Source organism: Candidatus Dormiibacterota bacterium, from assembly GCA_035544955.1.
GTDB lineage: Bacteria > Chloroflexota > Dormibacteria > CF-121 > CF-121 > CF-13.
Map to the genome: position 1 here is coordinate 186,522 of DASZZN010000029.1, position 19,094 is coordinate 205,615.

Annotated in this window: 17 protein-coding genes; 6 read left to right on the forward strand and 11 right to left on the reverse strand. The window is 64.6% G+C overall.

Translation table 11 applies throughout. The features are described 5' to 3' along the window. Window positions 1-16 precede the first annotated feature (16 nt). The gene (locus tag VHK65_10465; protein ID HVS06571.1) at window positions 17-1,510 is read left to right on the forward strand and encodes a diguanylate cyclase; all 1,494 of its coding nucleotides are present in this window, start codon (window positions 17-19) and stop codon (window positions 1,508-1,510) included. Window position 1,511: 1 nt separating this feature from the next. Here the strand turns inward: VHK65_10465 and VHK65_10470 are convergent, their stop codons facing one another. The 10 genes from VHK65_10470 to VHK65_10515 all read right to left on the reverse strand — a co-directional run bounded on the left by VHK65_10470 (window position 1,512) and on the right by VHK65_10515 (window position 13,614). Then, window positions 1,512-1,787 (reverse strand): hypothetical protein, encoded by a 276-nt coding sequence (locus VHK65_10470; GenBank protein HVS06572.1) that lies wholly within the window; start codon window positions 1,785-1,787, stop codon window positions 1,512-1,514. A gap of 41 nt (window positions 1,788-1,828) precedes the next feature. Then, window positions 1,829-4,252: a DNA gyrase subunit A gene (gyrA, locus tag VHK65_10475; protein HVS06573.1), complete on the reverse strand. Its 2,424-nt coding sequence runs from the start codon at window positions 4,250-4,252 to the stop codon at window positions 1,829-1,831. Between the two features lie 55 nt (window positions 4,253-4,307). Further along, window positions 4,308-5,597 (reverse strand): beta-ketoacyl-ACP synthase II, encoded by a 1,290-nt coding sequence (gene fabF / locus VHK65_10480; GenBank protein ID HVS06574.1) that lies wholly within the window; start codon window positions 5,595-5,597, stop codon window positions 4,308-4,310. Window positions 5,598-5,601: 4 nt separating this feature from the next. Beyond that, complete coding sequence (plsX, locus tag VHK65_10485) at window positions 5,602-6,639, reverse strand: phosphate acyltransferase PlsX (GenBank protein HVS06575.1); 1,038 nt, start codon at window positions 6,637-6,639, stop codon at window positions 5,602-5,604. Window positions 6,640-6,662: 23 nt separating this feature from the next. Further along, window positions 6,663-8,576: a DNA topoisomerase (ATP-hydrolyzing) subunit B gene (gene gyrB / locus VHK65_10490; GenBank protein HVS06576.1), complete on the reverse strand. Its 1,914-nt coding sequence runs from the start codon at window positions 8,574-8,576 to the stop codon at window positions 6,663-6,665. 113 nt (window positions 8,577-8,689) lie between these two features. After that, window positions 8,690-10,165 (reverse strand): aminomethyl-transferring glycine dehydrogenase subunit GcvPB, encoded by a 1,476-nt coding sequence (gene gcvPB, locus VHK65_10495; protein ID HVS06577.1) that lies wholly within the window; start codon window positions 10,163-10,165, stop codon window positions 8,690-8,692. Further along, window positions 10,162-11,493: an aminomethyl-transferring glycine dehydrogenase subunit GcvPA gene (gcvPA, locus tag VHK65_10500; GenBank protein HVS06578.1), complete on the reverse strand. Its 1,332-nt coding sequence runs from the start codon at window positions 11,491-11,493 to the stop codon at window positions 10,162-10,164. Before gcvPA ends, gcvPB begins: the two co-directional genes overlap by 4 nt. Next, the gene (gene gcvH / locus VHK65_10505) at window positions 11,493-11,876 is read right to left on the reverse strand and encodes a glycine cleavage system protein GcvH (protein HVS06579.1); all 384 of its coding nucleotides are present in this window, start codon (window positions 11,874-11,876) and stop codon (window positions 11,493-11,495) included. The genes gcvPA and gcvH overlap by 1 nt, the downstream gene beginning before the upstream one ends. A 16-nt stretch (window positions 11,877-11,892) precedes the next feature. After that, window positions 11,893-13,005 carry a glycine cleavage system aminomethyltransferase GcvT gene (gcvT, locus tag VHK65_10510; protein HVS06580.1) on the reverse strand — a complete coding sequence of 371 codons (1,113 nt, stop codon included), beginning with the start codon at window positions 13,003-13,005 and terminating at the stop codon, window positions 11,893-11,895. 9 nt (window positions 13,006-13,014) lie between these two features. After that, window positions 13,015-13,614, reverse strand: coding sequence for a sigma-70 domain-containing protein (locus VHK65_10515; protein HVS06581.1), 600 nt, complete (start codon window positions 13,612-13,614; stop codon window positions 13,015-13,017). Window positions 13,615-13,664: 50 nt separating this feature from the next. Between VHK65_10515 and VHK65_10520 the strand changes: the two genes are divergently transcribed. From VHK65_10520 to VHK65_10540, 5 genes are all read left to right on the forward strand, one after another. Then, complete coding sequence (locus tag VHK65_10520; GenBank protein HVS06582.1) at window positions 13,665-15,056, forward strand: nodulation protein NfeD; 1,392 nt, start codon at window positions 13,665-13,667, stop codon at window positions 15,054-15,056. Window positions 15,057-15,114: 58 nt separating this feature from the next. Next, window positions 15,115-15,912, forward strand: coding sequence for a slipin family protein (locus VHK65_10525; protein HVS06583.1), 798 nt, complete (start codon window positions 15,115-15,117; stop codon window positions 15,910-15,912). A gap of 62 nt (window positions 15,913-15,974) precedes the next feature. Next, a complete protein-coding gene (locus tag VHK65_10530) occupies window positions 15,975-16,895 on the forward strand; it encodes a type II CAAX endopeptidase family protein (GenBank protein HVS06584.1) in 921 nt (306 codons plus the stop codon). Between the two features lie 91 nt (window positions 16,896-16,986). Continuing rightward, complete coding sequence (locus VHK65_10535; GenBank protein ID HVS06585.1) at window positions 16,987-17,745, forward strand: AAA family ATPase; 759 nt, start codon at window positions 16,987-16,989, stop codon at window positions 17,743-17,745. Further along, window positions 17,742-18,626, forward strand: a complete 885-nt coding sequence (locus tag VHK65_10540) for a ParB/RepB/Spo0J family partition protein (protein ID HVS06586.1) — start codon at window positions 17,742-17,744, stop codon at window positions 18,624-18,626. The genes VHK65_10535 and VHK65_10540 overlap by 4 nt, the downstream gene beginning before the upstream one ends. An 18-nt stretch (window positions 18,627-18,644) precedes the next feature. Here the strand turns inward: VHK65_10540 and ndk are convergent, their stop codons facing one another. Next, window positions 18,645-19,094, reverse strand: a complete 450-nt coding sequence (ndk, locus tag VHK65_10545; GenBank protein ID HVS06587.1) for a nucleoside-diphosphate kinase — start codon at window positions 19,092-19,094, stop codon at window positions 18,645-18,647.

A 19,094-nucleotide genomic window follows, 5' to 3' on the forward strand; every position in this document is an offset into this window, starting at 1 on the left:
GGACTTGTGATCTTTATTGACTGCTGAAACCGCCAGCATCCGGCTTTCCTACATCATCAACCACGATGTGACGAAGGCCGCGATGCAGAACTTCTCGGCCCGGACGGGCATATCGCTGGCTGCCGACTCGACAGACGGCTACCAGATTCCGCCGGGCCTGCCACAGAACGATTTCTGCCTGATCATGCAGAACTTCGGGCGGTGCGAAATGGTACCCAATGCCTCGGCGCCACTCCACGGTGATGAGCCCCAGCTGCGCTACGACGGCGCACAAATCGGTCACTTGATCATCCCCATCTGCGACGGCCGCCACCTGCTCGGGCGCCTGGTCAGCGAGCCATTCGCCGTTACGAAGCCGGACTTTGCGACGGTCTACGAGCTGGCGCGCGCGCTCCCGGTGCATCCGGACAATCTGATGCGCGCGGTGCAGTCCGTACCGGTCGTTTCCCAGCCGCAAATCATGGAAGCGGCCAACCTCGTCCACACACTGGTGCAGCATGTGGTCGCACAGAATTACAAACACCAGGACGAGCTCACGGTGCTGCGCGCCTTCGACAGCATCATGACCAATCTCAGTTACGAAGTCCTGAGCGACATGATCCTCAACCTGGGGACCCGGCTGCTCCGTGGCCAGGCATCCCTCCTGTTCCTCGCCGGCGAGCAAGGACAGCGCGAAGAAGCCTACACCGGACCGGAGCCGAATGGCACCGGCGACCTTCGCCGGCTGCTGGTCGAGATGTCGGACTTCGTACTGCAGTCGAAGCGGCCGCTGTCCGTCCCGGACGCGTCGCAAAGCCCCTGGACGCAACACCTGCTGGGGCGGCATGACGTACAGGGCTCAATCACGATCACGCCACTCCTCCAGCAGGACCGCCTTCGCGGCACGCTCGGCATTTATGCCACCGACGCCAGCCGAGACCCGGAGTCGGACCTCCATCTGCTGTCGATGCTCGCGGCGCAGGCCGTCAACAGCCTGGTCATGCTCGAGCGGTTGGTCGCCAGCGAGGAGCAGGCGCTCACAGACAGCCTCACCGGCCTCTACAACTACCGCTTCTTCCAGGAGAGCCTGCAGCGCGAGCTGAGCCGGGCCTCGCGCAGCAAAGCCCACCTGTCGCTGATCGTGCTCGACCTGGACAACTTCAAGGTCATCAACGACAACTACGGCCATCCCGTGGGCGACCGCGTGCTTCGTCACCTCGCCGATCTGATCCAGCGCCACAGCCGCAAGGCGAACGTCGTCGTCCGCTATGGCGGCGACGAGTTCTGCATCATCGTCCCGGAGGGCGACCTCGATACGGCGCGGGGGGTCGCCGAGCGCGTCCTTACGGAAATCCGCAACAGCCCGTACGCCGACGAGGCCCACGGCGTTCCCCCCCTGACCCTCACGGTCAGCGCCGGCGTCACCGCCTACCGCCCCGAGGAGGACAACGCCTTTTCCTTCTTCAAGCGGGCCGACGAGAACCTGCTGACCGCGAAGCGCACCGGCAAGGACCGCGTCGTCGCCGAATAGGTCAGCGGCGCCGGTAGGGCCGCCCCATCGCTCGGCGAAGCAGCCAGGGGATGGTCACCGCCACCAGCGGCTGACCCAGGAACGCGGACAGCGTTTCGAGCTTGGGGAACAGCTCTGAGGCCGTGTGCTCCAGGGCAAAGCCGTGCTCGTTGAGCTGGGCCGTCAATCGCTCTAGCTCCGTCGCTTCCTCCAGCGCGTAGGCGGAAAGCTCGGCGGCGCGCCTCGACGTCCGGCGATAGGCGCGCCACACGGAGACGACCGCGTAGATGAGCAACACCAGGCCGATGGCGGCCAGGGCGACGGCGATCGCTGCAAGCGTTACTCTTCGGCCTCCTCCGTGCCGCCCACGCCGGCAATGGTGGCGACGGTATCGCCTTCATCGAGCCGCATGATGATGACGCCTTGCGTCTGCCTTCCGGCCACGCGGATGTTCTCGATCGGCGTGCGAATCACCTGGCCGCCTTCGGAGATGACGATCAGCTGTTCCTCCTCGGGATTGACAACCACGCGCATCCCGACCAGAGGACCGGTGCGATCGGTGACGGCCATGGTGTAGACGCCCTGCCCGCCGCGGGAATGCGCCGGGTACTCGGCCAGCGGGGTGAGCTTGCCGTAACCCCTTGCCGAGACGACCAGGAGGTGGGCGTCTTTGCGCACGATGTCGAAACCGGCCACGAGCGCGTCCTTGCGCAAGGTAATGCCCCGCACCCCGGTGGTGTCCCGGCCCATTGGCCGAACCTGCTTCTCGCTGAAGCGCACCGCCTTGCCGTCGGTGGTCGCGATGATGAGCTCATCCCCACCCGAGCTGAGCTTGACCCAGTTCAGCTCATCACCCTCGGTCAGGTTGATGGCGATCAGGCCATTGCGCCGCACCTGGCTGTAGAGGCGGGCCGGCGTCTTCTTGATGGTGCCTTGCTTGGTCACCATCACGAGGTACCGGTCTTCCGCCCAGTCGGTGATCCCGATCACGGCCGTGATCTTGTCCTTGGGGTCGATATCGATCAGGTTTGCCGCCGGCAACCCCTTGGCCTGCCGGTTGACATCGGGGATCTCATGAACCCGCAGCCGGAAGACCGAGCCGTGGTTCGTGAAGAAGAGCATGTCGGAGTGCGTGGAGGCAATCGCCAGATGCTCCACGAAGTCGGACTCGACGCGGGCCGCCCCGAGGATGCCTTTGCCGCCGCGACGTTGCGGCCGGTAGGTCGTGGCCGGTACGCGCTTGACGTAGCCGCGGTGGGTAAGCGTGACGACGACGTCTTCCTTTGGAACCAGGTCTTCTTCGTTGAGCTCGACCGACCCCTGGAAGTCGAGCGTCGTCCGGCGAGTATCGCCGTACTTCTTCTTGAGCTCGGCCAGATCGTCCTTGATCAGCATCATGATTTTCGCTTCGTGCTGAAGGAGGTCTTCGAGGTAGGCGATTCGCTTGATGACCTCCTCGTACTCTTCCATGACCTTGTTGCGCTCGAGGCGGGTCAGGCGGCCCAGCCGCATGTCGATGATGGCCTTCGATTGCCGCTCGGAGAGCTTGAACCGCTCCTGCAGATGTTCCTGCGCGGTCTTCTCGTCCTGCGACTCGCGGATCGTCTTGATCACGGCATCGAGGTTGTCGAGGGCGATCTTGAGGCCTTCGAGGAGGTGGGCCCGGTCCCGCGCGCGTTCGAGCTCGTAGCGGGTCCGGCGGGTGATGACGTCACGGCGATGGTCGACGTGATGCTGAAGCAGGGCCTTGAGGTTGAGCACCAGCGGCCGGCCGTCCACCAGCGCCAGCGAAATCACCCCGAAGGTGGTCTGCAGCGCGGTGTGCTTATAGAGGTTGTTGAGGACGGTCAGCGCGCGAGCATCCTTCTTCAGCTCGATGACGATCCGCATGCCCTGACGGTCGGATTCGTCGTTGAGGTCGGCGATACCTTCCAGCTTCCGCTCGCCGACCAGCTCCGCGATGCGCGCGACCAGGGTGGCCTTGTTGACCATGTAGGGGATCTCGGTGATGATGATCCGCTCGCGACCGTTCTTGGCCTCTTCGAAGGTGTGGCGCGCCCGCACGATCAGGCGACCGTGACCGGTGCCGTAGGCGGCAGCGATCCCCTCGCGGCCGATGATGATCCCGCCGGTCGGAAAGTCGGGCCCCTTGACCAGCTTCATCAGGTCCTCGGTGGTCGCGTCCGGATGGTCGATGAGATAGATCTCGGCGTCGCAGACCTCGCCAAGGTTGTGCGGCGGAATGTTGGTCGTCATACCGACCGCGATGCCCGATGAGCCGTTGAGCATCAGGTTCGGCAACCGGGCGGGCAGGACGAGCGGCTCCTGCCGGGTCGCCGAATAGTTGTCGCCGAAGTCGACGGTGTCCTTCTCGAGGTCGACCAGCAATTCGGCGGCGATCGGGGCGAGCCGGGCCTCGGTGTACCGATAGGCGGCCGCCGAGTCACCGTCGATCGAGCCGAAGTTGCCCTGGCCGTCGACCAGCGGGTAGCGCAGCGAGAAGTCCTGCGCCATTCGCACCAGGCTGTCGTAGACGGACATGTCGCCATGCGGGTGGTAATGCTTGAGGACTTCGCCGATGATGGCGGCGCACTTCTGATAGCGGGCGCCAGGGGTCATGCCCTGCTCCTGCATCGCGTAGAGGATCCGGCGATGGACGGGCTTGAGCCCGTCGCGTGCGTCCGGCAGCGCCCGGCTGACGATGACGCTCATCGCGTAGTCCATGTAGCTCGAGCGCATCTCGTTCTCGAGCTGCAGCGGCAAGACAGTACCGATATTTAGTGGTTCCATTTAGACCTCTCGGCGCAGAAGTGGGTGCTTAATTATCGTCAAAACGCTTGAGGACGATACAAGCATTCTGGCCGCCAAAGCCGAACGAGTTCGACATCGCGACCTCGATCTCCAGGCGGCGCGGCTCATTGGGTACGTAGTCGAGATCGCAGTCCGGGTCCGGGTGTTCGAGGTTGATGGTGGGGTGCACGATGCCGTGGTTGATGCTGAGGATCGAGGCAATCGCCTCGACGGCGCCAGCAGCCCCAAGCAGGTGGCCGATCATCGACTTCGTGCTCGAGATCGGAATCCGCCGGGCCCGGTCTCCCATCACCCGCTTGATCGCGGCGGTCTCGGACTTGTCATTGAGCTGCGTCGAGGTGCCGTGAGCATTGATGTAGTCGACGTCCTCCGGGCCGATGTGCGCATCCTCCAACGCCTTCGCCATGGCCCGCGCGGGACCGTCCCCATCCTCTTCGGGCATCACGATGTGAAAGGCATCGTCGGTGACGGCAAAGCCGATGATCTCACCGTAGATCTCGGCGTTTCGGCCCTCGGCATGTTCCAGGGTCTCCAAGACCAGCATGCCGGCCCCCTCACCGGGGACGAAGCCGTCACGATGCGCGTCGAACGGCCGGCTCGCCTTGGTGGGGTCCTCCGAATAGGTCGAGAGGACTTTCATCGCCGCAAACGAGGCGAGCCCGAAGCGGCACAAGTTCGCCTCCGCGCCACCCGCCAGCATCACGTCGGCGTCGCCGCGCTGCAGCACGCGATAGGCGTTGCCCAGCGCCTGGGTCGACGCGGCACAGGCCGTGGTGTCGGTGTTGTTTGGGCCTTCGAGCCCGAACTGGATCGCGATCTGGCAGGAGGCCATGTTCGGGATCACGCGGGGCACGAAGAAGGGCGAGATCCGGTCCGGGCCGCGGTCCCCGCGCAGCGCGAAGGCTTCGATCTCCTCCGAGATCTCCTTGAAGCCGCCGATCCCGGTGCCCAGCTCGCAGCCGATGCGGGTCCGGTCCTCTTTCGCCAACTCGAGACCAGACTGGTCGATGGCCATTTTCGCGGCGGCAACCCCCACCTGGCTGAAGCGTGCCATCCGCTTGGCTTCCTTGAAGTCCATGTACTTGCGGGGATCGAAGTTCTTGAGCTCGGCCACCGTCTTAACCGGCAGGTCGGAGACGTCGAAGGTGGTCGCGATCCCCAGTCCAGACCGTCCTTCGATCAGGCTGTCCCAGAACTCGACCAGGTTATTGCCGTTCGGTGCAAGAACCCCCATGCCGGTCACCACGACTCGATGCTCAGGCCGCGCGCCATTGCCCCGCACCCCATTCCCTGCCATGGACTCATGTTACGAGAGGGGCGCTTTTAGGCGCGGATTTTTGCGGCCCCGCGATCGACGGCACCGCCGCGGTGATGGTCGGAACCACCTGGCGGTCGACGGCGTCGCGGGCCACGCGGACCGCATTGTAGGTGGCGCGGGCATCCGAGCGGCCGTGCGCGATCACCGCCACCCCGTTGACGCCCAGGAGGACAGCCCCGCCGAACTCGCGCCAATCGGCGCGCCGGCGGACGGCCCGCAGCTTGGGGCGAATCAGCAGCCCACCGAGGGTCGCGACCGGGTCGCCCTTCACCGCGTCTCGCACGCTCTGGAAGACGAACTCGGCGGCACCCTCGGCGGTCTTGATCAGGATGTTGCCGCTGAAGCCGTCCGTGACCACGACATCGGCCTTTCCTTTGAAGATGTCCTTGCCTTCGATGTTGCCGATGAAATTGATTCCTTTGAGCGCCCGGAGCAGTGGTTCGGTCGCCTGCACCAGCTGGTTGCCCTTGCCGGCCTCCTCGCCGTTGCTGAGCAACGCCACCCGTGGAGTCTTGAGACCCATCAGCTTCTCGGCGTAGATGCTCCCCATGAGCGCGTACTGGACGAGGTGCTCTGGCTTGGCATCGGTGTTGGCTCCGACGTCCAGCAGAAAGCAGTTCTGTTCCGTCGCCGTCGGAATGATGGAGCCGATCGCGGGGCGATCGATGCCGGGAATCCGGTGAAGTCCAAAGAGCGCAGCGGCCATCACCGCGCCGCTGTTCCCTGCGCTGACGAAGCCACCGGCCCGTCCGTCCTCGACCATCTGGATGCCGCGGACAATGGAGGATGCTTTCTTGCTGCGCACCGCTTGCGCCGGATGCTCGTCCATGGCGATCACCTCGGGCGCATCCTCAATCTGCGCCCATTTCCCGGCGCCGGACGCGGCGAGGGCGGCATCAACCTTCTCCTTAACGCCGACGAAGATCACCTCGACCCCGAGCTCGCGGTGCGCCTGCACGCCGCCTGCCACCACCTGGTCAGGAGCGAAATCACCACCCATCGCATCGAGCGCGATTTTCATCGGGGACCCGGGGCTCGGAGCGACTAGATGTCCAGGTTGCGCACGGTCTTGGCGTGCGTCTGGATGAATCGCTTGCGGGGATCGACGTCGTTGCCCATCAGGACGTCGAAGATCTTATCCGCCTCGACGGCATCTTCGATCTCGACCCGAAGCAGCATGCGGTTCTGCGGGTTCATGGTGGTTTCCCAGAGCTGCTCAGGGTTCATCTCCCCGAGACCCTTGTAGCGAGCGACTTCGGGCTTTCCGGTCATCTGCGCCAGCTTCCGATTCTTTTGCTCGTCGGTATAGGCGTAGCTGATCTCTTTTCCGCGGGTGATCTTGTAGAGCGGTGGCTGCGCGATGTAAAGATATCTCCCGGTGATCACCTGCGGCATGTAGCGGAAGAAGAAGGTCAACAACAACGTGCGGATGTGAGAACCATCGACGTCAGCATCCGTCATTACTATCACATGATGATACCTGAGCTTTGTAATATCAAATTTCTCCCCCACCCCCGTACCGAGCGCGGTGATGAGGTTGCGGATCTGTTCGGAGGTGAGGATCTTGTCCTCACGAGCCTTCTCGACGTTGAGGATCTTGCCGCGCAGCGGGAGGATCGCCTGGAAGCGACGGTCGCGGGCGCCCTTCGCCGAGCCACCGGCGGAATCGCCCTCCACGAGGTAGATCTCGCTGAGGCTCGGGTCACGTTCGGAACAATCGGCCAGTTTGCCCGGTAGGGTCGACGATTCGAGCAGCGACTTGCGCTGCACCAACTCGCGCGCACGCTTCGCCGCGTCACGGGCGCGGGCGGCCACCAGGCACTTCTCGATGATGCGCCGCGCGTCCGGCGGGTTCTCCTCGAGGTACTGCGTAAAGGCGTCGGAGAAGACCGTCTCGACCTGGCCGCGGACTTCGGAGTTGCCTAGCTTGGTCTTGGTTTGACCTTCGAACTGCGGTTCGCGCACCTTGACGCTGATCACCGCGGTCAAGCCCTCGCGCACGTCGTCGCCGGTGAGGTTGGGATCCTGCTCGCGCATCATGTTCGCCTTGCGCGCGTACTTGTTCAGCACGGACGTCAGCGCCGAACGGAAGCCGGTGACGTGGCTGCCACCCTCGACCGTGTTGATGTCGTTGGCAAACGCAAGGACGTTCTCCGTAAAGCCCTGGTTGTACTGCAGCGCGATCTCGACCGTGTTGTCTTCGATCTCGCGCTCGACGTGCAGCGGCCGCAGGTTGACCCATCCCTTGTCGCGGTTGAGATATTTCACGAAGGCGCTGATACCGCCTTCGAAATAGAATGTGTAGTCCAGGTCGATGCGCTCGTCGCGCAACAGGATGGTCAGGCCCTTGTTGAGGAAGGCCAGCTCGCGCAAGCGGTGCGAGACGATGTCCCAATGGAAGCCGAGCTCTTCGAAGACCTCGGGATCGGGCCAGAACCGGATGTAGGTGCCGGTGGTATCGGCTTTGCCGACCACCTTCAACGGTGCAATGGGCGCACCTCGCCGGTATTCCTGGTAGTGCTGTTTACCGTGGCGCATGACGGTGACCTGCAGCCGCTCGGAGAGCGCGTTGACCACCGAAAGGCCCACGCCGTGCAGGCCGCCCGAGACCTTGTAGCCGCCGCCACCGAACTTTCCGCCGGCGTGGAGCTTGGTCATGACCACCTCGAGTGCCGGCTTGCCCTGGTCTTTCATGATGTCGACAGGGATGCCTCGGCCGTTGTCGGCGACCGACGCCGAACCGTCCTGGTGAAGGGTTACCTCGATCCGGGTGCAGAAGCCCGCCAGGGCCTCGTCGATGGAGTTGTCCACGATCTCGTAGATGAGGTGGTGCAGACCCCGGTTATCGGTGGACCCGATGTACATTCCGGGACGGCGTCTGACCGGCTCCAAACCCTCCAGAACCTGGATGGCCTTGGCGTCATAGACAGGCGTCGTTTTTTCTTTAGGATTCAGCAAATCGCGTATTCAAATTATACCCAATGAGGGGGCCAAAATTGACCTTTTTTGGCACCAAAAGTCGGGCTATGGGACCGTGGGCTGAGGCCGCGCTCCGGAGGGAGCGCCGCCAGTCAGGAGGCTACCACCGGAGCCGGCTTTTCGACCGGCGGCCGCCAGCGCAGGTCGAGCTGGCGCGCGGCACGGACTTCGTCGAGGCGCCCCACCGGGGCGTTGTGCGGCGCGGTCTTGACGATCTCGGGATCCTTCGCAATCTCAGCGACGATCTGCTCGACCGCGGCGACGAACTCATCGAGCGTGGCCTTGGACTCGGTTTCCGTCGGCTCGATCATGAGCGCCTCCGGAACGATCAGCGGAAAGTAGACCGTCGGGGGGTGGAAGCCGAGATCGATCAAGCGCTTGGCGATATCTTTCGCCGACACGCCCTGCGCCTTCGCCTTCTTCGCCGTCAGTACAAACTCGTGCAACGACGGCCCACCGAACGCGTCGTCGAATGAGCGGCGCAGGTGATGGCGCAGGTAACTGGCGTTGAGCACGGCGTTCTGCGCCACCTCGTTGATGGTGTTGCCGTAGGTGCGGATGTAGGCATAGGCGCGAAGCAGCATGCCGAAGTTGCCATAGAAGGACCGGACCTTTCCAATCGACTGTGGCCGCTCGTACTCGAAGCGGAAGCCTTCATCGGTCCGCTCCACGGTTGGGATCGGCAGGAAGGGCACGAGATGGGACTTCACGCCAACCGGTCCGGCGCCCGGGCCGCCGCCGCCGTGCGGAGTGGAGAAGGTCTTGTGCAGGTTGAGGTGGACGACGTCGAAGCCCATGTCGCCCGGGCGGGCGATGCCGACAAGGGCGTTGAGATTGGCTCCGTCGTAGTAGAGCTGCACGCCATGCTCGTGCGAGAGCCGGGCGATCTCCATGATGTCCTTCTCGAAGAGGCCGACGGTGTTCGGATTCGTCAGCATGACGGCCGCCGCCCGCGTCGAAATCTTGCTCTTGAAATCCTCCAGGTCGACCAGCCCATCGGCGCCCGACTTGACGGTCACGGTCTTCAGGCGCGAGAGGGTGGCGCTCGCCGGGTTGGTGCCGTGGGCGCTGTCCGGGACCAGGACCTCATCGCGCGTTTCGCCGCGGCTGAGATGGTACGCCTGGATCATGCGCAGTCCGGTCCACTCGCCATGTGCGCCGGCAGCCGGCTGCAGGCTCATGCGGTCCATCGCGGTCAGCGCCAACAGGGCACGCTCCAGCTCCCACATCAGCCGAAGGGCCCCCTGGGCGCGCGCCGGTGGGTGATAGGGGTGAAGGTCGGCAAAGTCATCCAGGCGAGCGAGGGCCTCGTTGACGGCGGGGTTGTACTTCATCGTGCAGGAGCCCAGGGGATAGAGTCCCTGGTGCAGGTTGAAGTTGAGAAGGCCGAGGCGGCCGAAATGCCGGGCAACCTCCGGCTCGCTCAGCGATGCGATCGGGAGTGGCGACTCACGCCGCAGAGCAGAGGGCACCAGCTCATCGATCGGTCGCGTCTTGACGCCGGCGGCGGGCAGTTGCGGGCTCGGACGGTCCGGGCGGCCCAGCTCGAAAAGCAGGGGCTCGCTCACGCCAGCGCCTCGAGGAACCGGTCGATCGCGCGCGGATGGTTGAGCTCGGTGACCGAGATCAGCAACGCATCCGACAGCTCAGGGAAGAATCGCCCGAGCGGCAAGCCCGGCAGGACGCCACGCTCGAGCATGAAGGCTTGGGTCTGCTCGGCCGGATACGGAGTGCGCATCACGAACTCCCACAGAAACGGGCCCTCGAAGGCCAGCCGGTACCCCTTTCGTTCCACCAACTGCGCCGCCAGGTGATGAGCGCGCTGCGCGCTGAGCTCGGCGAGCTGTTTGAGGCCCTCGCCTCCCATGTGAGCGAGGTAGACGGTGGCGGCTATCGCCATCAGCGCATGATTGGTTGTGATGTTGGAGGTGGCATGCTCGCGCCGGATGTGTTGCTCGCGGGCCTGGAGCGTCAGCACGTAGCCACGGCGGCCCTCCGCATCGACCGTCGCGCCCACCAGCCGCCCGGGCATGCGGCGCATCAACGCTTCAGTGCAGGCGATGAAGCCGACGTAGGGTCCGCCGAACGACAGGGGAATCCCCAGCGGTTGTCCGTCCCCCACCGCGAGGTCGGCGCCGTACTCGGCGGGCGGTGCGAGGATCCCGAGTGAGATCGGATCGACGCAGGCGATCAGCAGCGCGCCCGCTCGGTGAGCGAGGTCGCTGATGGGTTGCGGGTCTTCCAGCACACCGTAGAAGTTCGGTTGCTGCAGGATGACCGCGGCGGTTGTGCCGGTGACGGCCTGTTCCAACTTGGCGAGGTCGATCCGTCCGTCGGCCCCCGGCGGGACCCGGAGGATCTCATACTGCTGCGCCTCCGAGTAGGTCTTGAGGACCTGCGCGTACTCGGGGTGGAGCGCGCCGGCGACGACGACATTGTGGCGGTTCGTGTGCGCCACCGCCATGCCGGTCGCTTCGGCCAGGGCCGTAGCTCCATCGTAGAGCGAGGCGTTGGACACATCCAGGCCGGTGAGGAGCGTGATCATGCTCTGAAATTCGTAGGTCGCCTGCAGCGTGCCCTGGCTGGCCTCAGCCTGGTAGGGCGTGTAGGTCGTATAGAAGTCGGGCCGCGAGATGACCTGATTGACGATCGCGGGACTGAAGCGACGCGATGCCCCCGCACCAAGAAAGCTATGTGATGGTGCGATTCGCGCATTCAGGCGGCCGAGCTCGCGAATGTACTGCACGAGCTCCACCTCGGAGAGCGGGTCGGGGAGCTCGACGCGATCAAGCCGCAGCGCCTCGGGCAGGTGCTTGAACAAGCCGTCGACGCCGTCCAGCTCGAGCGCTTTCAGCATTTCGGCGCGCTCGGCCTCAGCGTTCGGGAGGTAGGTCACTAGTGGGATTGGCCTTGCACGAGCGCGTCGTAGGCCTTCTCGTCGAGCAGCTTGGGATTGTCCTTCACGGCACGGAGCTTGATGATCCAGCCCTTGCCGTAGGGGTCCTGGTTGACGAGCTCGGGGTGATCCTTCAGTTCCTGGTTGATCTCCGTCACCTCGCCGCCAACCGGACTGTACAGGTCGGAGGCCGCCTTTACCGATTCGATCACACCAAGCCGGGCGCCGGCATCGAGCTGCTGGCCAACCGCCGGCAGCTCGAGATAGATGACATCGCCGAGTTGCGACTGGGCATATTCGCTGATCCCTACCGTCGCCGTGTCGCCATCTTTCTTGACCCATTCGTGGGTCTCCGCAAATCGCATCCCGCTCAGATCTGCCATCCCAACTCCCTTTCCTTCATTTCGGATGAGGCCGCTTGTAGAAAGGCAATGGGACAACCTCGGCCGGGGCGGCCATGCCACGCACCTCCACGCCAAGACGGGTTCCCGGCTCGGCCAGCGCCGGTGGCACGTACGCCATCCCGATGTTGTAGCCAAGGGTGAAGGAGACGTTTCCCGACGTCACCGTGCCGACCTGCTGGCCATCGCTGACCACCCGGTAGCCGTGACGGGGGATGCTGCGGTCCAGCATCTTGAAACCCACCAGCCGCCGAGAGAGTCCCTGCTCGCGTTCCTGCAGGATGGCGTCACGCCCCACGAAATCCTTGTCGAGGTTGAGGGTCCAATCCAGCCCTGCCTCGAGCGGATTGGTGTCGGCATCCATGTCGTTGCCGTAGAGGCGCATCCCCGCCTCCAGTCGCAGCGTGTCGCGAGCGCCCAGGCCCGCCGGCCGGATGCCATCGGACTTGCCCTCCTCAAGCAGCGCGCGCCAGAGCCGCTCGGCATCGGCATTGCGGCAAAACAGCTCGAAGCCATCCTCGCCGGTATAGCCGGTCCGCGAAATCACGCACGGCACATCCGCGACGGTCCCCTCGACGAAGGCATAGTACTTGACACTGCCCAGGTCGGCTTTCGTCAGCCGCTGGACGAGACCGACCGCTCGTGGGCCTTGCGCGCCTATCAGCGCCCAGTCCCTGCCGACATTGAGGACCGGGCCCCCACCCTGCCCTCCCCCGGAGGGGGAGGGTGCAGATGACTGCGACCGGATCCACTCGAAGTCGCCATCCTGGTTTCCGGCATTGACGACCAGCAGATCGCTACCGTCAGCCATCGCGTAGACAAGGACATCGTCGATGATGCCGCCCCTCTCATTACACAGCAGGGCGTACTGGATTCGCCCGTCTTTGAGTCGGGTCAGGTCGCGAGTAACGACGCGCTGGGCGAGGGTCGCATCGGTGATGCGCAGCTCTCCCATGTGCGAGAGATCGAAGAGGCCGACGGCTTCTCGCACGGCGCGATGCTCCTCGCGGATGCTGCTGTATTGGAGCGGCATCACCCACCCACCGAAGTTCGTCATCTGGGCGCCGAGGCGGACGTGCTCCTCGTAGAGTGGTGTCCGCGCGGCCGTCACCACCAAACGTTACGCCTCAGGGTCGGGCTCGTCAGGGTCGTCGAGGACGTCGAGGTAATCGAGCAGCTCCTGGTCGTGGACCACTTGCGCCCCATGAAGCATCTCCAGAATGGCGTTGACCCGAGCCTCCTCCCACTGCAGGAGCTTAGCCAACTCGGCCGGGGTCGCCTCGCGTCCGAGTCGCTCCGAGAGCAGGCGTTGCGCCGATTCCAGCAGGCGGCAGGCGATGACGAACGCCTCGTCGTTGCGCTGGGCCTCTTCGGTTTGGGCGAGCACGTCATCCATCGTGACGGCGATGGCATGAACCAGGCGGGCGTGGAAGCCGCCATCGCCGGGTTTGTAGTGCTCGACCGCCGAGATCAAGCCAACGGTGCCCTCCTGAAACAGGTCGCCAAAGGGAACGCCGCGCTCCTTGCGGGCCTGGGCGGCTTCCACCACGAGGTGGAGGTTGTGCTCGATCAGGGTCCGGTTCGCGGCATCGCGGACCACCCCCAGCGTGGCAAGGAGCCGTTGCTCCTCCGCGTTGGATAGTGGTGGATATTGGGCGACTTGCTCGCGGATCTCGTCCTCCTCATCTTTCGGAGACTGTTGCTCCATGCGTTGGGCCACGTTCCCATTCTACGAACGACGGGCCTGCGAACCGGGGCTATGATCAGGTCGTGAAGAGGGCCACCCGGCTCTTTCTCGCGGCCGCCTTGCTGGCGGCACTCATGCCCGCGGTCCAGGCCCGCGCCGCTGAGCCGCATGTCCTGGTGGCGACCCTCAACGGGGTCATCAACCCGATCACCGACAGCTATATCTCGAAAGCCGTCGACCGCGCCGTGTCCACCCAGGCAAACGCCTTGATCATTCAGATGGACACGCCCGGCGGGTTGGACACCTCGATGAGGGGCATCATCAAGAAGATCCTCGGGGCGCCGCTGCCGGTGGTCATCTTCGTCGCGCCTTCGGGCGCCCGGGCCGCCTCAGCCGGCCTCTACATCACGGAGTCGGCCGATATCGCCGTGATGGCGCCCGGGACGAACATCGGCTCCGCGCACCCGGTCAGCCTTAGCGGGTCCAATCCCGCCGCCAACCCGACGGCGAGCCCCGGTGCAAGCGGCGCAACCTCGACAGCGCCGGATATCGAGTCTCAGAAGATCGAAAACGACGCCGCAGCCTACATTCGGGCGCTGGCCACGCTCCACCACCGCAATGCGGACTGGGCGGAGAAGGCCGTCCGGCAGAGCATCAACGCGCCGGCGGATGACGCCGTGAAACTGGGTGTGGTCGATTTCGAGAGCCGCGACCTCGACACGCTTCTGCAGGACCTCGACGGTCGCCAGGTCTTAAAGGGCGGCCATACCTACACGCTGCAGACCGCCCGGGCCAGCATCCAACGATACGACATGAGCGGATTCGAGCAATTTCTGCAAGCCGTCGCCGACCCGAACCTCGTGTATCTCCTCTTCCTGCTCGCCATCATCGGCATCGGCTTCTGGGTCACGCATCCAGGGTTGTTCTTGCCCGGCGTGATCGGCGTGATCGCCGGCGTGCTCGCCGCCCTGTCGCTATTCGATCTGCCGATCAACATCGCCGGCGTCATCCTCATCCTGATCGCCGTCGTTCTCTTCATCATCGATCTCAAAGCGGTGACCCACGGAGTGCTGACCACGGGCGGCATCGTCGCCATGACGCTTGGGGGTCTACTGTTGATCGACACCAGCTTTCTCGCTGAGGGCGTCAACATTCCCCTGCTTATCATCACCGTCCTCGTCATCGCGGCCATCTTCCTCTTCATCCTGCGCAAGCTGATCGATGCCCGCCGCCGTCCATACGCCGCGGGTGAGGAGTCGATGATTGGCATGCTGGGCACCGTGCGAGAACCGCTGAATCCCAGTGGGATGGTGTTCGTGAATGGCGCGCTGTGGCAAGCCACCTCAACCAGCGGGCCGCTCGATGCCGGGACGCAGGTGCGCATCGTCGGGGTCGACGGACTTCGACTCCGGGTCGAAGCCCTGCACCAACAGCACGCTGGGCGGTCCGAAGGGCCGCAGGCTGCATCGTCGTGATAAGGCGTGACCCGTAAGATGAAAACCGTCGACTTAGCGCATTAGCGAGGAGGGACCCGTGGGCGTATTCGCGCTGATCGTCCTTGGCATCATCGTTCTCGTTGTCCTGATCGGCTTGAGCTCCGCGATCCGGATCATCAATGAGTACGAGCGCGGCGTGCTCTTCCGCCTCGGCCGGCTGATGGACCTCAAGGGGCCGGGGCTGCGCCTGATCATTCCGTTCGGCATCGACCGCCTGGTGAAGATCGATCTCCGCACCGTGACCCTCGAGGTCCCGCCGCAGGAGGTCATCACGCTCGACAACGTGACCATCAAGGTCAACGCCGTCATCTACTTCATGGTTGTCGATCCCCGTAACGCCGTCACCCGGGTTGCCAACTTCATCAATGCCACGTCACAAATAGCACAGACAACGCTACGGAGCGTGCTCGGCCAGTCGTCGCTCGATGAGCTGCTCGCCAACCGCGAGAAGATCAACGCCAAGCTCCAGCAGATCATCGACGAGCAAACCGAGCCCTGGGGCATCAAGGTCTCGACGGTTGAGATCAAGGACGTCGAGCTCCCCCAGACGATGCAGCGCGCCATGGCCAAGCAGGCCGAGGCCGAACGAGAGAAGCGAGCCAAGATCATCCATGCGGAGGGTGAGTTCGAGGCGGCGCAGAAGCTGACCGATGCGGCTGGCGTGATCGCGACCCAACCCAGCGCGCTCCAGTTGCGCTATTTGCAGACTCTCACGGAGATCGGGGTCGAACGGAACACGGTGGTCGTCTTCCCGGTGCCGCTCGACCTGATCTCCCAGCTCATCGACATGCGCCAGATCAAGGGCGCCGCACCAACGACACCGGCAAAGACCTGATTCTCCTGCTCGTCCACGGCGACGCCGCGCTCGATTTCTGGACGGTCGTCCTTATCGGTATCGTGGCCGGCCTCTACGTGCTGGCCAACTTCGGCGAGCGCAACGCGACCGCGCGCATCGTGTCGCTCATCGCCGGCGCCGCGCTCTCTGGGCTCGCGCTGCTGCTCGGGTTGTTGGTGGGCGTCGGCCACCTGCTGCTCTATCAGAACGGGGGGGAGACCGCGGACAAGTTCCGTACGGCCGAGCTTCTCGCCGTCCCCCTGATGATTGCGGGCAGCCTCGGCCTCCTCTACCTCTGGTCGCTGGTCCAGCGCGCTGTCGCGCGAGTGATCCCGGTGCGCCCCGGCTCGCCGGTCATCTACCTGACGGTCGTGCTCGGCCTGCTGCTGGTGGCGCAGCAAGCCGGGGCGCAGGTCCAGTCCGGAACACCCCTGACGCTGGCGGACCTCCTCGCGCAGGATCTCCCGCTGCTCATCCTGGCCTTTGTCGGTGTCGGCATTTTCGTGCGAAGGTCGCCCCGCGAGGCGGCCGAACGCCTGGGCCTCGTTCCCCCGCGCCAGTTGCGATGGTGGCTGGTCGCACTGGTCGGCATCTTCGTGTTCCTCGCCATCGCCTATGGGATCGAGCGAGTGGCCGACAAAATCAGTCCATCGAGCCAGCAGCAGGTCACCAACGCGACCAATGTACTGTTCAGTCGCTTCAACAACCCGCTCGGCGTGATCCTGCTCGGACTGCTTCCCGCGGTCGTGGAAGAAACGTTATTCCGCGGCGCCCTGCTTCCGCGGCTCGGCATTGTGGTCACGGCCGTCTTGTTCGCCGCCCTGCACACCCAGTACGCGATCACCTTCGCGACCCTGGAGGTTTTCGTCCTTGGCATTGGCCTCGGATTGCTGCGCGTTCGCTCTGGCAGCACGCTGCCCTGCATGGTGACTCACGCGGGCTATAACATCGCCGTGGGCGTGCTCGGCTACCTGGTCAGGTAGTTATGCACAGGCAATCCACTTGTGCAAACGTGCGTTTGCGACAGCCGACCGTATAATTCGGGCAGCGCCGTCCTGCGTTCAGCCAGCAAATTTGCCAAGAGTCTACGCAGTCGTCAACCAAAAGGGCGGAGTCGGTAAGACGACGACCGCTATCAACGTGGCCGCCAACCTTCCCGAACTCGGCCTGAGCGGGCTGATCGTTGATATGGACCCCCAGGGCAACACCACCAGCGGACTCGGTATCACCCGCAGCGAGCTCAGCAGCAGCGTCTACAACGTCATCGTCGATGCCGAGGACATCAACGAGGTCGTCCGGCCCACCCCGGTCCCAGGCCTCGACATCCTTCCCTCGCACCGCGCCCTGGCGGGCGCCGAGATCGAGCTGATCAACCTTGCGCGCCGCGAACGCCGGCTACTCTACGCGCTCGAGTCGCTGCGCGTCGCCTACGACTACATCATCATCGACTGCCCACCGTCCCTGGGCCTGCTCACGGTGAACTCCCTGGTGGCCGCCGAGTACATGCTGATCCCCATCCAGTGCGAGTACTACGCACTCGAAGGCCTGGGTGCGCTGACGCACACCACGCAGCTGATCCAGCGCGAGCTCAATCCACGACTGAAGATCGGCGGCATCGTCCTGACACTCTTCGATCCGCGCTTGACGCTGACGCTCCAGGTCGCTGAGCAAGTCCGCGCCCGCTATCCGGAGAAGACGTTCCAGACAGTCATCCCACGCAACGTGCGGCTTAGCGAGGCACCCAGTCATGGGATGCCGATCACGCAATACGACCCGACGTCGCGCGGCGCCGTCGCCTATCAGGAACTCACCAAGGAGTTGATCGCCAGATGAACAAACGACGTGGTTTGGGTCGGGGCCTGGAGGCCCTGATTCCCTCGGGGGAGTACGTCGAGGAGCTGAGCGACAACCGTGCCCGCCGCCGGTTTGCGCTACAGATCGCGATCGCCGAGATCAAGCCGAACCCGGAGCAGCCGCGCCGCTCCTTCGATCCGGCGTCGCTGCAGGAACTGGCCGACTCGATCCGGATCCACGGCATCCTGCAGCCATTGCTTGTTCGCGAGGGACTCGCGGGCTATGAGTTGATTGCCGGCGAGCGCCGGCTCCGCGCCGCGGAGATTGCCGGGCTGGCGGAAGTGCCTGTGATCGTCCACCCCGGCAGCGGCGGTCGCCTCGAGGAGCGGCTCGAGCTGGCGCTGGTCGAGAACCTGCAGCGTACTGACCTCAACGCCATTGAGGAGGCGCGCGCGATTCAGCGGTTGCTGCGTGACTTCGGCCTGACCCAGGAAGCGCTCGCCGAACGGATCGGTAAGAACCGGGTCACGATCGCCCAGAGCGTGCGCCTCTTAGGGCTGCCGGAGCCGGCCATCAAGGCCATCGAGACCGGGGCGATCACCGCCGGCCACGGGATTGCCCTGCTCGGCCTACCGACAGCGGCCCAGCAGCTGGTCGGCCTCGAGCGGGCAATCCGGGACCACTGGAGCGTCCGCCAGACGGAAGAGTGGTGCCGCGCTCGCGCCACCGAGGCGGGGACCAGGCAGCCGCGCCGGGTGACTGCCGCGGATCCCGAGACTCGCGCGGTCGAGGAAGAATTTCGCCGCGCGCTGGGGACGAAGGTCGTCCTGACCCGACTCAAGAACGGCGGCCGGTTGACGATCGAGTTCTACAGCAACGAGGAGCTCGAGGCGCTCAGGCGCCGTCTAACGACGCACTAGCGGTTGCACGTGTAAGGGCTATTCGCGGATCCAGCGGTCCCCGGTTCGGTCGTACTCGTGCAGCTCACTCCGCTCGAAGAAGAGCGCGATTTCGGACTCGGCCCGGCCGGGCGAGTCCGAACCGTGGATGAGGTTCATGCCGAGGTCGAGCGCGAGGTCGCCGCGGATCGTCCCGGGTACGGCCTTCAGCGGATCGGTTGCGCCCATCACTCCGCGGACGACCGTGACGGCCTCACGGCCCTCCCAGATCATCGCCACCACCGGGCCCGACGTGATGAATGCGATCAGGCCATCAAAGAAGGGCTTCCCCTGGTGCTCCGCGTAGTGACGCGCCGCCACGTCTTTGCTGATCCGCATCATCTTCAAGCCGATCAGCTTCAGCCCGCGACGCTCCAGCCGCGCGACGATGGCCCCGACCAGTCCACGCTGGACGCCATCGGGCTTGACCAGGACCAGCGTGCGCTGCAT

Excerpts from the sequence above, each read along its gene's own strand:
- gcvH (HVS06579.1), bottom strand. The coding sequence starts at position 11,876 with ATGGCAGATCTGAGCGGGATGCGATTTGCGGAGACCCACGAATGGGTC.
- fabF (HVS06574.1), bottom strand. The coding sequence starts at position 5,597 with ATGGCAGGGAATGGGGTGCGGGGCAATGGCGCGCGGCCTGAGCATCGA.
- VHK65_10540 (HVS06586.1), top strand. The coding sequence starts at position 17,742 with ATGAACAAACGACGTGGTTTGGGTCGGGGCCTGGAGGCCCTGATTCCC.
- plsX (HVS06575.1), bottom strand. The coding sequence starts at position 6,639 with ATGAAAATCGCGCTCGATGCGATGGGTGGTGATTTCGCTCCTGACCAG.
- ndk (HVS06587.1), bottom strand. The coding sequence starts at position 19,094 with ATGCAGCGCACGCTGGTCCTGGTCAAGCCCGATGGCGTCCAGCGTGGA.